The following is a 14,477-nucleotide window of genomic DNA, read 5'->3' as shown; positions in this document are numbered from 1 at the left end:
TAGAGGGGAGCGCCGACGAGCCGCCCGGTTCTCCACAGGCGCGACGCCGCGCCCCGGAGGGCACGGCGTCGCTCTGAGGCGGGATCAGGCCTGCTGCAGGACGGCCTTGGCGGCCGCGAAGCGGGCGATCGGCACCCGGAACGGCGAGCACGACACGTAGTCGAGGCCCGCGGAGTTGAAGAACTCCACCGAGTCCGGGTCCCCACCGTGCTCGCCGCAGACGCCGGTCTTGAGCTTCGGCTTGGTGCTGCGGCCCTTCGTGACGCCCTCCGTGACGAGCTGCCCGACGCCCTCGACGTCGATCGACTCGAAGGGGTTGCGCTCCAGCACGTGCTCCATGACGTAGTTGGTCAGGAAGCCGTTCTCCGCGTCGTCGCGGGAGATGCCGATCGTCGTCTGCGTCAGGTCGTTGGTGCCGAACGAGAAGAAGTCCGCGTGCTCCGCGATCTTGTCCGCGATCAGCGCCGCCCTGGGCAGCTCGATCATCGTGCCGACGGTGTAATCGAGGCTGCGGCCGGCGGCCGCGAACTCCTCCTCCACCGCCGCGACGACGATCGCCCGCTGGGTCTCCAGCTCCTTGGTCAGCGCGACGAGCGGGATCATGATCTCGACCCCGACCGTCTCGCCCTCGCGGTCGAGCACCGCCAGCGCCGCGCGGATGATCGCGCGGGCCTGCATCTCCGGGATCTCCGGGTAGAGCATTGCCAGCCGGCAACCGCGGGTGCCGAGCATCGGGTTCAGCTCGTGCAGCTTCTTGACCTGGCTGAGGGTCTGCCTGGCCTGCGCCAGCTCGGCCGTGTCGCCGCCCTCGAGCTCGAGCCGCTGGACGAGCAGCGACTGCTCGACCAGGTTGGGCAGGAACTCGTGCAGCGGCGGGTCGAGGAGACGCACCGTCACGGGCAGCCCCTTCATCGCCGTGAAGATGCCCTCGAAGTCGGTCTGCTGCATCGGCAGGATCTCGGCCAGGGCGGCCGCGCGCTGCTCCGGGGTGTCGGCCAGGATCATCTTGCGCACTGCGGGGAGCCGGTCCTGGGCCATGAACATGTGCTCGGTGCGACACAGGCCGATGCCTTCGGCACCCAGCTCGCGCGCCTTCGTCGCATCCTCGAAGTTGTCCGCGTTGGCGCGGACGCCGAGCCGGCGAACCTCGTCGGCCCACTGCACCACGCGCTGGAAGTCCTCGTTGATCTGCGGCGGGATCAGCGCGAGCGCCTCGCCGTAGACCTTGCCCACGGACCCGTCGAGCGTCATGGTGTCGCCCTCATGGAAGACGGTGGCGCCGATCGTAAGCGTCTTGGCGACGGGGTCGATCCGGATGCCCTGGGCGCCGGCCACGCAGGGCTTGCCCATGCCGCGCGCGACGACCGCAGCGTGCGACGTCATGCCGCCGTGCGCAGTGAGGATGCCCTGCGCGACGATCACGCCGTGGATGTCGTCGGGGGTGGTCTCGAAGCGCACCAGGATCACCGGCTCGCCGCGCCCGCCGCGCTCGGCGGCCGTGTCGGCGTCGAACACGATCTCGCCGACGGCGGCGCCCGGCGAGGCGGGGAGGCCGAGGGCGACCGGCTGCCTGCCATGGCTCGGGTCGATGGCCGGGTGCAGGAGCTGGTCCAGCTGGCCCGGTTCGATGCGCAGGAGCGCCTCGTCCTTGGTGATGATGCCCTCATCGACGAGGTCGGAGGCCACCTTCAGCGCCGCGGCGGCGGTGCGCTTGCCGTTGCGCGTCTGGAGCAGGAAGAGCTTGCCGTCCTCGACGGTGAACTCCATGTCCTGCATGTCCTTGTAGTGGTTCTCCATGCGGTGCATGGTGTCGATCAGCTGGTCGTAGGCCTCGGGGAGGACCTCGCGCATCTCGGCGAGCGGCCGCGGGGTGCGGATGCCTGCGACGACGTCCTCGCCCTGCGCGTTGACGAGGAACTCGCCGTAGAGGGCCTTCTCGCCGGTCGACGGGTTGCGGGTGAAGCAGACGCCGGTGGCAGAGGTGTCGCCGCGGTTGCCGAAGACCATCTGCATGATGTTGACGGCGGTGCCGAGGCTGGCGGAGATGTTGTTGGCGCGGCGGTAGACCTCGGCGCGCGGGTTCTGCCACGACTTGAACACGGCGTTGACAGCGCGGTTCAGCTGCTCGCGCGGGTCGCTGGTCCACTCGCCACCCAGCTGCTCGTTGGAGATCTCCTTGAACGTGGCGACGAGCTCCTTGAGGTCCTCGGCCGTCAGGTCCGTGTCGTTCTCGACGCCGCGGCTGCTCTTCAGCGCGGACAGGGCGTCCTCGTACACGTGCGACGGCACGCCCTCCACGACCTCGCCGTACATCTGGATGAAGCGGCGGTAGCAGTCCCACGCGAAGCGCTCGTTGCCCGACTCCTCCGCGACCGCGACGACCGACTCGTCGGAGATGCCGAGGTTCAGGATCGTGTCCATCATGCCGGGCATGGAGAACACGGCGCCGGAGCGGACGGAGACGAGCAGCGGCTTCGTGGTGCCGCCGAGCGTGCGGCCGGTGCGCTCCTCCAGGCGGGCGAGGCCCTGCGCGATCTGCTCGGCGAGCGTCTCGGGCCAGGTGCCACCGTTGTTCATCGTCTCAACGCAGGCCTTCGTGGTGACGGTGAACGCGTCGGGGACCGGGACCCCGACCTTGTTCATCTCAGCCACGCCGGCACCCTTGCCGCCGAGCAGGGGCTTCATGCTCGCGTCGCCTTCGCTGAGGTCGTAGATGTAGCGGACGTCATTCATGCGGGGAAATCTCCTTCGACTGCCCAGGGGCTCCGTCGCCCCTTGTCCTGACAACCCTAGCCGTGCAGAACTACGCCCGGTAGGTCACTGGCAACCTTCGTCGAGGCGGAATGCCAGGACATGGTGCTCAGGGCAGCGGCGACCAGGCAACCTTCGGCCTGGCGATGCCCGCCGGGCGTCTCAGCCGCGATCCCGCCTTCTCCGCACGGGCGTCAACGATGTCGATGATCCGGCTCGCCGCCTCCTCCAACGCGATGCCGGTCGTGTCGATGATCGGGCACCCCAGCCGCCGGTGCACCTTGGCGATCTCGTCCAACTCGTCGTAGATCTTCGCCAGGTCGGCGTAGCCGTCCTTCGTCCCGAAGCCGCCCAGCCCCTTCACGCGCTGGCTGCGGATCTTCAGCAGGCGCTCGGCGTCCATCGTCAGTCCGATGAGGCGCCACCTGTCGACCTCGTACAGCTCGGGAGGCGGCTCGATGCCCGGCACGAGCGGCACGTTGACGGCCTTGTAGCCGAGGTAGGCGAGGTAGATCGACAGCGGCGTCTTGCCGGAGCGCGACGGCCCGACGAGGCAGATGTCGGCCTCACGCAGCATCTGCGGGAGTGCGCCGTCGTCGTTGCGGACGGCGAAGTCGATGGCCGCCATGCGCACGAAGTACTCGGCCTCGACGTTCAGCGGGCGCATGGGCACCTGCTCGGCCGCCTCGCCGCTGATCCTCTCCAGGGCGCTGATCGCGTCGGTCATCAGGTCGGCGTAGGGGATGGCCTCGTCGTCGCAGAAGTTCCGCACCAGCTCGGCGCGCTCCTCGTTGACGAGCGTCAGCAGCACCGCGGCGTGCGGCGCTGCGGCCCGGATCTGCTCGAGGGCCTGCATCAGGGCGCCCGTCGTGGCGACCTTCCGGTGCCGGACGATCGTGAACTGCCTCGTCGAGAACTGCGCCTGCGCAGCCCTGGCGATCCGCACGGCGGACTCCCCCGTGGAGTCAGCGATGACGTGGATTTCCAGCTTCTCTGCTGTCATGGCAGCCACTGTAGTCAGGATCGACGGGGCTGCGCTGTGGGCGGCTCAGCCGAGGACGGAGATGCCTTCGCCCGACAGCACGGTCCACCTGGCACCGGTCTGCTGCACCAGGGCCTCCTCGGGTCCCCATGTCCAGGTCAGGGCGCCGGTCGACGGGTCGATGCCGTGCAGGGCCATGCCTCCCCAGCGGTCCTGGGTCGAGGTGGCCACGATCTGCCCGGCCCCCGCGCTGAGCGCCACCACCCCGTCGAGAGACGCGTCGGCATCGTCGAACGCGCTCCACATCGCCGCACCAGTCCTCAGGTCGTAGGCGAGCAGGGGGCTCTTGCGCTGCGTGACGGTGTCGAGGCCGAAGGAGGCGGACCCGTCGGCGAGCACGAGCATGTCCCCGTAGCGCAGCATCGCCGTCGGGAACGCGTCGACGGCGAGGTCGAACACCACCTCGCCTGTTCTCGGCGACAGCAGCCGGACGGTGGTCAGCTGTCCGTCGATCACCTCGGCGAGGACTCCCCCGTCGGCCAGAAGCCAGGAGATCGGGTCGCTGCGGGTCCAGAGCTCGCGTCCCGTGGCGAGGTCCAGCCCGCGGAGGCTGCCGTCGGCTCCCCAGGTGACGGCAGTGTCGTCGACGACGGAGAAGGGGAGGTCCGGCTCCACCCACTCGACCATCTCGCCCGTGTCGAGGTCGAGGGCGAGGGTGTACAGCGGGGGGGTGCCGATGGACTCGTAGCCGGCCGGGAACAGCAGCCAGCCGTCGCGCTCGACCGGCGGTCTGCGGCCGTAGACGTCGGGCACGAGCGCGGAGGGGACGGTGGCGGTCCAGGCGGCGTCGTCGCGTCGGGGGGACCGGAGCCGCGACACGGCGTATGAGTCCCCTTCGGCAGCCGGTTCGATGAGGATGAGGGTCCCGTCGACGCTGCTCAGGAGCGACGAGTCGAGCACCGTGGAGTCGGTCGTACGGCTGGAGGCCAGGGCGAGCACCTCGTCGACGGCGCCCGACGCGCGGTCGAGGAGCCTCACGCCCACCGGCCGCGTCGTGGTGTCGAACGATCCGCGGTCCTCCGTCAGCGCCACCCACCGCGTGCCGGGGAGGTCCGACGCGAGCCTGAGGGCCGTCTCGTCCTCCACCGACCAGCGGATCTGACCGTCGGCACCGTCGCGCAACTGGATGTGGTGCGTCGAGCCGTCGGAGACCGTGACAAGCAACTGGTCGTCGCCGGTCGCCACGACGTCGATGACATCCGCCTGGAACCACGCCTCGGTGGGTTCTCCGGCGAGGTAGCGGCTCGGCTGACGTTGCACGAGAAGCCCTGCGGCGACTGCGATGCCCATCAAAATGACAACGGCCACCACCACCGGCCAGCCCGGTCGTGCCGGCCTGGCCGGAGGGCGCTGGGGCAGGTCGAGGTCGAGGAGCTCCCCGTCGGACTGCATGGGGAAACAGTAGGGCGAACCTTCTGCACACGGAAGGCGCAAACCCCTCCCCAGGCGGTACTACAGGTCGTAGTGTTAAGGGTGATCGGCACCGCCGCCAGTCACACTCTGGAGAACGCAATGAACGTCTCATCCCCCACCAGTCCCACGCCCCCGCGCCCCGCCGCGGATCCGGGGAGAAGCTCGACGCGACGGGGGCGAGCAAGACGCGCGGTCCTCCTGGGATCGGCTGCGCTGCTGCTGGCCGGCTGCGCTGGTGGGGGCGGCACCAGCGGACACGAGATCGGCGGCGAGGCGAACCTCCAGCTTCCTGACCTCGGCCAGGTGTCCTTCATCGGCCTCCCCGGCGACGTGCTGCTGGGCCTCGGCCTCATCGTGTGCGCGCTGGGCCTGTGCTTCGGCGTGCTGACCTACCGCTCGCTGAAGCGGATGCCCGCGCACCAGGCGATGCGCGAGATCTCCGAGCTCATCTACACGACCTGCAAGGCCTACCTGAAGCAGCAGGGCCGGTTCCTGCTGCTGCTCTGGGCATTCATCGCGACGATCATCGTCGTCTACTACCTGTTCCTGGTTGGCTTCGGCGTCGGAAAGACCGCCGTGGTCATCGGGTTCTCGCTGATCGGCATGGCCGGTTCGTACGCGGTCGCCTGGTACGGCATCCGCGTCAACACGCTGGCGAATGCACGGACCGCGCACGCCTCGCTGGGGGGCAGGCCGTACCCGGTCCACGACATCCCGCTGCGCTCCGGCATGAGCATCGGCATGGTGCTGATCTCGGTCGAGCTGGCGATGATGCTCATCATCCTCGTGATGCTGCCCGGCGAGATCGCGGGCGCGTGCTTCATCGGCTTCGCCATCGGCGAGTCGCTCGGAGCCTCCGCGCTGCGCATCGCGGGCGGCATCTTCACCAAGATCGCCGACATCGGCGCCGACCTCATGAAGATCGTCTTCCGCATCAAGGAGGACGACGCCCGCAACCCCGGCGTGATCGCCGACTGCACGGGCGACAACGCCGGCGACTCCGTCGGCCCCTCGGCCGACGGGTTCGAGACCTACGGCGTCACGGGCGTCGCGCTCATCACGTTCATCCTGCTGGGCGTGCCAGACCAGACGCTGCAGATCCAGCTGCTGGTGTGGATCTTCGTCATCCGAGCGGTGATGGTCGTCGCGTCCGGCCTGTCCTACTTCATCAACCACGCCATCACGAAGGCCCGCTACGGCGACGCCGAGGAGATGGACTTCGAGCGACCGCTGACCACGCTGGTGTGGATCACGTCGGGCCTGTGCATCGCGGCGACGTTCGGGACCTCGGCTCTGCTGATCGGCGGGCTCGAGGACGGGCTCTGGTGGAAGCTGTCGCTGATCGTGTCCTGCGGCACGCTGGCAGGCGCGCTGATCCCGGAACTGGTGAAGGCCTTCACGTCGACCAAGTCGCGGCACACGCGCGAGGTCGTGGTGTCGTCCAGCAAGGGCGGCGCGTCGCTCGGCATCCTGTCGGGCCTGGTGGCCGGCAACTTCTCCGCCTACTGGCTCGGGCTGGCGATCACGGGCCTGATGGCCGTGTCGTACTTCATCTCCACGCTCGGCATGGCGTCGTTCATGCTGGCGCCGGCGGTGTTCGCGTTCGGCCTCGTGGCCTTCGGGTTCCTGGGCATGGGGCCGGTGACGATCGCCGTCGACTCCTACGGGCCGGTGACGGACAACGCTCAGTCGGTGTTCGAGCTGTCCACGATCGAGGAGATCGACGGCATCGAGGCCGAACTGCAGCGTGACTACGGCATCGAGCCCGACTTCGAGCGGGCGAAGTTCCTGCTCGAGGACAACGACGGCGCCGGCAACACCTTCAAGGCGACCGCCAAGCCGGTGCTGATCGGCACGGCAGTCGTCGGGGCGACGACCATGATCTTCTCGATCATGATGGGGCTCACCGGCGGGTTGGAGCACGACGTCGAGAACCTGTCGCTGCTGCACGCGCCGTTCCTGCTCGGCCTGCTGGTCGGCGGTGCCGTGATCTTCTGGTTCACGGGCGCCTCGATGCAGGCGGTCACCACTGGCGCCTACCGCGCGGTGGAGTTCATCGGCACGACGATCGACCTCGACAGCGAGGCCACCCGCGCGAGCGAGGAGGACTCGTCGAAGGTTGTCGAGATCTGCACGAAGTACGCGCAGAAGGGCATGTTCAACATCTTCCTCGGCGTGTTCTTCGCGACGCTCGCCTTCTCCTTCGTCGAGCCGTTCTTCTTCATCGGCTACCTGATCGCGATGGCGCTGTTCGGCCTCTACCAGGCGATCTTCATGGCCAACGCGGGCGGCGCCTGGGACAACGCGAAGAAACTCGTCGAGGTGGACCTGGCTGCGAAGGGCACCCCGCTGCACGAGGCGACGATCGTCGGCGACACCGTCGGCGATCCCTACAAGGACACCTCGTCGGTGGCGCTCAACCCGGTCATCAAGTTCACGACGCTGTTCGGCCTGCTGGCCGTCGAGCTGGCCGTGTCGCTGCAGGGCCAGTACGGCACGGCCCTGACAGGCTCGCTCGCGGTGGTCTTCTTCCTCGTCAGCGCGTACTTCGTGCACCGCTCGTTCTACGGCATGACGATCGGCGACAAGCTCTCAGACGTCGAGGTGGGTGACACGCTGGAGGTCGAGGAGGCCGCTTGAAGAGCGCGGGAGGGTCAGTAGTCGAGGCCGAGACCCGCGAGGTACTTGCCCGGGTCTGACGCGTTGTAGATGTCGCCGGGGGTCTGGTCGGCCGTGTAGTACTCGAGGTGCAGGTGCGCCCCGAAAGCACGGCCGGTCTCCCCGACCTCGCCGATCTTGTCGCCGGCGGAGACCGTGTCGCCGACCTCCACGTTCTTCGAGCTCATGTGGCAGTAGAGCGTGTAGCTACCGTCGGCGGCCTGGATCACGACATGCGTGCCGGCCCAGCTATCCACGGTGTCCGACACCACGGTGCCGGCGACGATCGCGTCGATCTCGGTGCCGACGCTGGCGGCGAAGTCGAGGCCGGTGTGGTAGCTCGACCACGAGCCGGTCTGGCCGAACGTCGCGCTGATGCGGTAGCTGCCCGAGGGGACCGGGAGGGAGACCCGGGAGGCCGCCTCCTCGGCGGCCTTCTCGGCCGCGGCCTTCTTGGCTGCCGCCTTCTTCTTGGCCGCGGCCTTCTCCTCCGCCGCCTTCTTCTCGGCTGCTGCCTTCTTCTCCGCGGCGAGCTTCTCGGCGGCGGCCTTGGCTGCGGCCGCCTCCTCCGCGGCCTTGAGCGCGGCGACGTCGGAGATGCTGGAGACCTCGGTGCTCTCGGTCGCCTCTGCCGTGGCACCGGCGTCCGCGGCAGAGGCGGCGTCGGTCGCGGCCTCGGCGTCCGCATCCGAGGCCGTCGCGCTGGCCGACGGCGATGCGGATGCGGCCGGAGTGAGGGCCTCGCGCTGCTCGCTGCGGCTGGTGGTGCCGGCGCTCCGGGTCGCCGATGCCGTGGCGGTGCTGCTCGACACACCGAGGGAGGCGCTGGCGGTCGTGGTCGACGCGCTGGCCACGGCCACACCGCTCAGGCCGACGGCGGTGGCCGCCAGGCCGACCACGATGCGGCCGAGTCGCCGCGGGGGTGCGGCGGGGGTGTAGTCGAGTGCGTGCCGGGGCTGGACGCGGTTGCGGATCACAGATACTCCTTGGACAGATCCCTTCTATTCTGAGAAATCCTCAGCTTAAACTCAAATTGGGTGCCGCCGTCCCACAGGTTCCGCGAGGACATCCACGCTCAGACGCCCACCTGACGGGCGTCGGGAACCTGAGTTCTCTCAGGCTTCTCATAGGAAAGTCGCGTCCGTCCCGCCCCCCCCCGGCCGTCCCGCCCCCCGGCCGTCGCGGCCGGTTCGTCGGGCCCGTCGAGGCGCCACCCCGGGTCGTTGATCCTGTCGTCTGGCGGGTCATTGAGCCTGTCAAGGTGCCTTGCCCCCGGTTCGCCGAGCTCGTCGAGGTGCCCTGAGCGCAGCGAAGGGACCCCCGTCGGCCCGAGAGAACCTCGTCCCAGCCCGACGTCCGTGCACAACGATGCCTATGTCGGCGCTGCTGTTCCCATGTTGCAGCTGCCCCCATATACGCATCGTTGTGCACGACAGGGCCCAACGGGTGGGCTCATTGAACGGGACGACTCACCGACGCCTCGCCCGTCGGCGCCACCCTTGTCGACAGACGCCACCCTTCCGCGCAGACGCTACCGGTATCGACACATGCCACCGCCATGGCGGTGGCATATGTGAACAAGGGTGGCGTCTGTCAGTAGGGGTGGCGTCTGAGGATAGGCGACAGGCGCCGCCGCCCAGGAACCCGCCGCGACAAGGACCCGCTCCCCGAAGGGTCCCCTACGAATAGGTCCGTGGCGTAGGATTTTCGACATGCAGTACGGGCTGTAGGCCCGCCCACAGGGGGCGGCACGCGGCTAATGGCCCATGCAGGAGGGTCCACAACATGGCAGTCATCACGATTTCCCGGCAGCTCGGCAGTCACGGCGCCCGGATCGCCCGCGGGCTGGCCCGCGAGCTCGGCTGGAAGCTCGCCGATAAGGCGACGATCAACGCCGTGATCGAACAGTACGGACTCATCCACCTCGACGAGATCTACGGCGACGAGGCCCCGTCGTTCTGGGACCTCTACACGCAGGACAGCGTGTGGACCATCGAGTGGATGAACAAGACGATCAAGACCATCGGCAAGCAGGGCGACGTCGTCATCCTCGGCCGCGGCGGCTTCGTCGTCCTCGGCGACTACGCCGATTCCTTCGACGTGTTCGTCAAGGCCCCCGACAGCGTCCGGGCCCGTCGCATCGGCAAGCGCGACGGCATCTCCGACGAGGAGGCCCTGGCCAAGATCGAGAAGGACGACAAGACGCGACGCAGGTTCACCAAGCGCGTCTACTCCGCCGACTGGGCCGACGAGGCCAACTTCGACCTGGTCGTCGACACGGGCGAACTGTCAGACGAGAAGGCGATCGAGCTGATCATCACCGCCTACAACGAGCACCTGGCCAACCTGCCCGAGGGCCCGAAGCTGTCGGAGATCAAGGTCGACGAGATCCTCGACGAGGCGGTCAAGATCGAGCTGAAGGGCTGATCCCGCCGCTCAACGGCAGAGGGGCCGCGCCACCAACCGGTGGTGCGGCCCCTCTAGTGTCGGGTGGCTCAGTTGAGGCCGACGAGGTCGCAGACGAAGATCAGCGTCTCCCCGGGGGCGATGACGCCGCCGGCGCCACGCTCGCCGTAGGCGAGGTGGCTGGGGATGACGAGCTGGCGACGTCCGCCGATCTTCATGCCCTGGATGCCCTGGTCCCAGCCGCTGATGACGTGGCCGTGACCCAGCGGGAACGACAGTGGCGCGCCGCGGTTCCAGGAGGAGTCGAACTCCTCGCCGGTGCTGAAGGCGACGCCGACGTAGTGCACGTGCGCGACGTCGCCGGCCTTGGCCTCGGCGCCGTCGCCCTCGACGATGTCGGTGATGACGAGATCGGCCGGGGCTTCGCCGCCGGGGAAGTCGATCTCGGGCTTCTCGTTCATGTTGGTCATGCGTCAGAGCCTACCGGGGCGCTCCGCCGCGACCACACCTCGATGGCCAGCACCGAGAGGAACAGCAGCCCCCACAGGGTCTGGGCGTTGCCGAAGAACTGCTGCGCCACGTTCCATGGGGCGACGTCCTCCTGCGTGATCGGCTGCTCCCAGATCACGCGCGAGAAGAACACCCAGCAGCCGAGCACTGCGGCCGCAGCCGCGAACCACCGCGTCGTCTCCGTCCCGTGGAAGGCCAGCCAGACGAGCACCATCAGCATCGGGATGCACCACACCCAGTGGTGCGACCACGACACGGGCGACGCGAGCAGCGCGTACACGCCCATCACGCACATGGCGGCCGCGTCGGCGCCCTGGCGGAACAGCCGCGTCATCAGCCACAGCAGGCTCAGCCCGATGACGGCGCAGAGCAGGAACCAGATGATGCTTGCCGCGCGGTCGTCGAGCACGAGGCGCCGCACCAGCCCGTTGAGGGACTGGTTGGAGACGAAGGCGAGGTTGCCGATGCGGTCGGCGGCGCGCAGCGTCTCGGTCCAGTAAGTGACGGAGTCGCGCCAGTTGATGAGGAAGCCGATGGCGGTGTAGGCGATCGCGGACACCACGCCGGTGATCAGCGCGCGCCAGTCCCTCCGCATGAGGAAGTAGGCGAGGAACACGGCCGGCGTCAGCTTGATCGCCATCGCCAGGCCGATGAGGCAGCCCTGCCATTTCTTCCCGCGCCCGACGATGATGTCGACGACGACCAGCGCCATCAGGATCGTGTTGACCTGTCCGAAGCCGACCGTCTCGCGCACCGGGCCGACCCACAGCAGCATGGAGCTGAGTGCGAAGCCGAGCCACATCGCGTCGGCCCAGGACGTCCGCGTCAGCTCGCGCAGCACGACGACGACCACCAGAACGGCGGCCAGCAGCGTGAAGATCGTGTGCAGCAGCGACGCGACGGGCAGCGGCAGCAGCGCGAGGGGCACGAACAGTGCGGCGGCGATGGGCGGGTAGGTGAACGGCAGGTTCACCCCCATCCAGGTGTCGGGCAGCCGCCCGTACAGGTCCGCCCCGCTCAGCAGCTGCTCGGCGCCCAGGCGGTAGACCTCGAGGTCGATGTGTGCCTGGTAGATCCGCGCCCCGCGGTACTCGGGCCAGAAGTAGTCGGTGCCGGGCACGCCATAGCAGAGCAGGAAGATCGTGACGGCGAGCCCGATGACGGCCAGCACCCGGAAGACGGGGTGCCGGGCGGCGCTGGTCAGCCAGGGCGCGGGGGCCGCGTCGTCGTTGTGCATGGCCGCCATTCTTCCATCACCGGCCCGGGCCACCCCGGACCCCCGCCGGGTCACCCCGCGACGCTGACCGGCTCCAGCCGCAGTTGTACACGGACCGGTGGGGTCTGCGGCCGGAGCGAAAGGACCGGGCAGGTAGGTTTGTGGGGTGAGCATCGAGGTACGCACCATCACGGCCGAGCAGCACCTGGCCTTCATCAACGAGCGCGGCTCCGCGTCGTTCCTGCAGACCCCCGCGTGGGCGGACGTGAAGTCCGAGTGGCGCGGCGAGTCCATCGGGTTCTTCGACGGGGCGACGCTGACCGGGGTCGGGCTGGTCCTCTACCGGCAGCTGCCGAAGCTGAAGCGCTACCTCGCCTACCTCCCCGAGGGCCCGGTGCTCGACTGGTCGCGCACGGACGTCGCCGACCACCTGAAGGCCCTCGCGACGCACGCCAGGCGCTCCAAGGCCTTCGCGGTGCGGATCGGCCCCTGGCTGACGCACCGTCGCTGGCTGCCCGACACCATCAAGACCGCCATCGCCGACGAGAACGTCACCGCGCTCTCGCAGGTCACCCCCGACCAGACGACGCTCGTCGGCACGCGCCTGCGCAACACGCTCCTGCACGGCGGCTGGGTGACCAACGAGTCGGCGCACGGCTTCGCGGCCGGGCAGCCGATGTTCAACTTCCAGCTCCCGCTGCGCCACGCCGACGGCACGCAGAAGACCGAGGCCGAGCTGCTCTCCAGCATGAACCAGCTGTGGCGGCGCAACATCAAGAAGGCAGCGAAGCTGGGCGTCACCGTGACGCGGGGCACGCGCGCCGACCTCGCCCGCTTCCACGAGATCTACCTGGAGACGGCGGCCCGCGACGGGTTCACCGGCCGCTCGCTGGCCTACTTCGAGAAGATGTGGGACGCGCTGAACGCCGAGGATCCCGACCGCATGCGCGTCTACCTGTCCGAGCACGAGGGCGACCTCGTCGCCGCGACGACGATGGTCCGCGTCGGCGAGCACGCCTGGTACTCCTACGGCGCCTCCACCACCGCCAAGCGCGAGGTGCGCGGCTCGAACGCCATCCAGTGGCAGATGATCCGCGACGCGAACGAGGCCGGCTGCGCCGTCTACGACCTGCGCGGCATCACCGAGGGCGTCGGCGCCGACGACCCGGAGATCGGGCTCATCCAGTTCAAGGTGGGCACGGGCGGCGAGGCCGTCGCCTACATCGGCGAGTGGGACCTTGCGATCAACAAGGTCCTCTACAAGGCCTTCGACCTCTACCTGAAGCGGCGGTGACGACGTGTCGCTGGTCCTGACGATCGACCGCGCCCGCTGGGCCGCGCACCAGCGCGCGCTGCTCGCCGAGGCCCCCGGCCTCGTGCCGGTGGCCAAGGGCAACGGCTACGGCTTCGGCCTGGAGACCCTGGCGGCGCAGGCATCCGAGCTGGGCGTCGAGGTCATCGCCGTCGGCATCGCACAGGAGGTCGCGGCCGTGCGTGCCGGCGGATTCGAGGGCGACGTCGTCGTCCTCAACCCCTGGCGCCCGTTCGACGCCGTCGCGACCGCCCTGCTCGACGACCCGCGCGTCGTCACGACCGTCTCGCGCGTCGAGGACGTGCGCGCGCTGGCCGCGTCGCACCCCGGTGCCCGCGTGATCGTCGAGATCATCACCTCGATGCGGCGCCACGGGCTCAGCCCCGCCTCGCTCACCGCCGCCGACCTCGCCGGCCTCACGCTCGAGGGCTGGGCCGTGCACCTGCCGGCCTCCGGCTCCCTCGATGAGGCGCGCCGCCTCACCCGCGAGGGCATCGCCGTCGCGAAGGCACCCGTCTGGGTGTCGCACCTGAGCGTCGCGGACTACCGCACCCTGGCCGGAGAGCTGGACGTCGCGGCCCACATGCGCGTCGGCACCCGGCTCTGGCTGGGCGCGAAGGACGCGTACCGCACCACCGCAACCGTCCTCGACGTGCACCCCGTCGGGAAGGGGACGCGGCTGGGCTACCACCAGGTCGCGGCCCCCCGAGCCGGCTTCATCGTCATCGTCTCCGGCGGCACCGCCCACGGCGTCGCGATGGCCGCCCCCGTGCACCAGCGCACCGTCAAGCAGCGCCTCGTCACCATCTCGACGGGCGTGCTCGACGCTATGGAGCGCACCCTGTCGCCGTTCAGCATCGGCGGCCGGAAGCGCGACTTCGCCGAGCCCCCGCACATGCACTCGTCGATGATCTTCGTGCCGGGCGACGCGTCCCCGGTCCAGGTCGGCGACGAGGTGCCCGTCACGACGCGCATGACGACCGTCACCTGCGACGAGGTTCGCTGGGTCTGACGGACCCAGCGGGGCCGGCAGCGCTCGGCGCCACCTCACTCCTGCGTCAGCCGTGCCCCGATGGTTCGGCCGAACCGGCGGATCTGCCCAAGGAGGCGACGCCATTCAGCGGTGGTGGATTCGATAGCCCTGCGTGCTGCTCTGGCGAACAGCGCTT

10 protein-coding genes are annotated in these 14,477 nt (G+C 69.2%); 4 read left to right on the top strand and 6 right to left on the bottom strand.

Annotated elements, in window-relative coordinates; genetic code table 11:
* Nucleotides 1-84: 84 nt before the first annotated feature.
* The 3 genes from ppdK to KDB89_RS00615 form a co-directional block, all read right to left on the bottom strand.
* On the bottom strand, nucleotides 85-2,733 hold the full coding sequence (ppdK, locus tag KDB89_RS00625) for a pyruvate, phosphate dikinase (protein WP_219082502.1): 2,649 nt from the start codon (nucleotides 2,731-2,733) through the stop codon (nucleotides 85-87).
* Between the two features lie 127 nt (nucleotides 2,734-2,860).
* Nucleotides 2,861-3,754, bottom strand: a complete 894-nt coding sequence (locus KDB89_RS00620; RefSeq protein WP_219082501.1) for a pyruvate, water dikinase regulatory protein — start codon at nucleotides 3,752-3,754, stop codon at nucleotides 2,861-2,863.
* A gap of 45 nt (nucleotides 3,755-3,799) precedes the next feature.
* Entirely contained in the window at nucleotides 3,800-5,185 is a 1,386-nt protein-coding gene (locus KDB89_RS00615; RefSeq protein WP_219082499.1) for an outer membrane protein assembly factor BamB family protein, read from the bottom strand.
* 120 nt (nucleotides 5,186-5,305) lie between these two features.
* Here KDB89_RS00615 and KDB89_RS00610 point away from each other — a divergent pair, with 120 nt between their 5' ends.
* Complete coding sequence (locus KDB89_RS00610) at nucleotides 5,306-7,846, top strand: sodium-translocating pyrophosphatase (protein WP_219082497.1); 2,541 nt, start codon at nucleotides 5,306-5,308, stop codon at nucleotides 7,844-7,846.
* Nucleotides 7,847-7,860: 14 nt separating this feature from the next.
* On the opposite strand, the gene KDB89_RS00605 is transcribed toward KDB89_RS00610, so the two are convergent.
* Complete coding sequence (locus KDB89_RS00605; RefSeq protein WP_219082495.1) at nucleotides 7,861-8,841, bottom strand: M23 family metallopeptidase; 981 nt, start codon at nucleotides 8,839-8,841, stop codon at nucleotides 7,861-7,863.
* A gap of 808 nt (nucleotides 8,842-9,649) precedes the next feature.
* Here KDB89_RS00605 and KDB89_RS00600 point away from each other — a divergent pair.
* Nucleotides 9,650-10,291, top strand: coding sequence for a cytidylate kinase-like family protein (locus tag KDB89_RS00600; RefSeq protein ID WP_219082493.1), 642 nt, complete (start codon nucleotides 9,650-9,652; stop codon nucleotides 10,289-10,291).
* A gap of 68 nt (nucleotides 10,292-10,359) precedes the next feature.
* Here the strand turns inward: KDB89_RS00600 and KDB89_RS00595 are convergent, their stop codons facing one another.
* Nucleotides 10,360-10,731 carry an FKBP-type peptidyl-prolyl cis-trans isomerase gene (locus KDB89_RS00595; RefSeq protein WP_219084147.1) on the bottom strand — a complete coding sequence of 124 codons (372 nt, stop codon included), beginning with the start codon at nucleotides 10,729-10,731 and terminating at the stop codon, nucleotides 10,360-10,362.
* 5 nt (nucleotides 10,732-10,736) lie between these two features.
* Nucleotides 10,737-12,017, bottom strand: a complete 1,281-nt coding sequence (locus KDB89_RS00590) for a glycosyltransferase 87 family protein (protein ID WP_219082490.1) — start codon at nucleotides 12,015-12,017, stop codon at nucleotides 10,737-10,739.
* A gap of 145 nt (nucleotides 12,018-12,162) precedes the next feature.
* Here KDB89_RS00590 and KDB89_RS00585 point away from each other — a divergent pair, with 145 nt between their 5' ends.
* Nucleotides 12,163-13,290: a lipid II:glycine glycyltransferase FemX gene (locus KDB89_RS00585; protein WP_219082488.1), complete on the top strand. Its 1,128-nt coding sequence runs from the start codon at nucleotides 12,163-12,165 to the stop codon at nucleotides 13,288-13,290.
* Nucleotides 13,291-13,294: 4 nt separating this feature from the next.
* Entirely contained in the window at nucleotides 13,295-14,320 is a 1,026-nt protein-coding gene (locus KDB89_RS00580; protein ID WP_219082485.1) for an alanine racemase, read from the top strand.
* The last annotated feature ends 157 nt before the right edge of the window (nucleotides 14,321-14,477 follow it).

Source organism: Tessaracoccus palaemonis, from assembly GCF_019316905.1.
Lineage (GTDB): Bacteria > Actinomycetota > Actinomycetes > Propionibacteriales > Propionibacteriaceae > Arachnia > Arachnia palaemonis.
The sequence above is the reverse complement of the archived record's forward strand: the minus strand, read 5'-3'. Positions and strand labels throughout refer to the sequence as shown.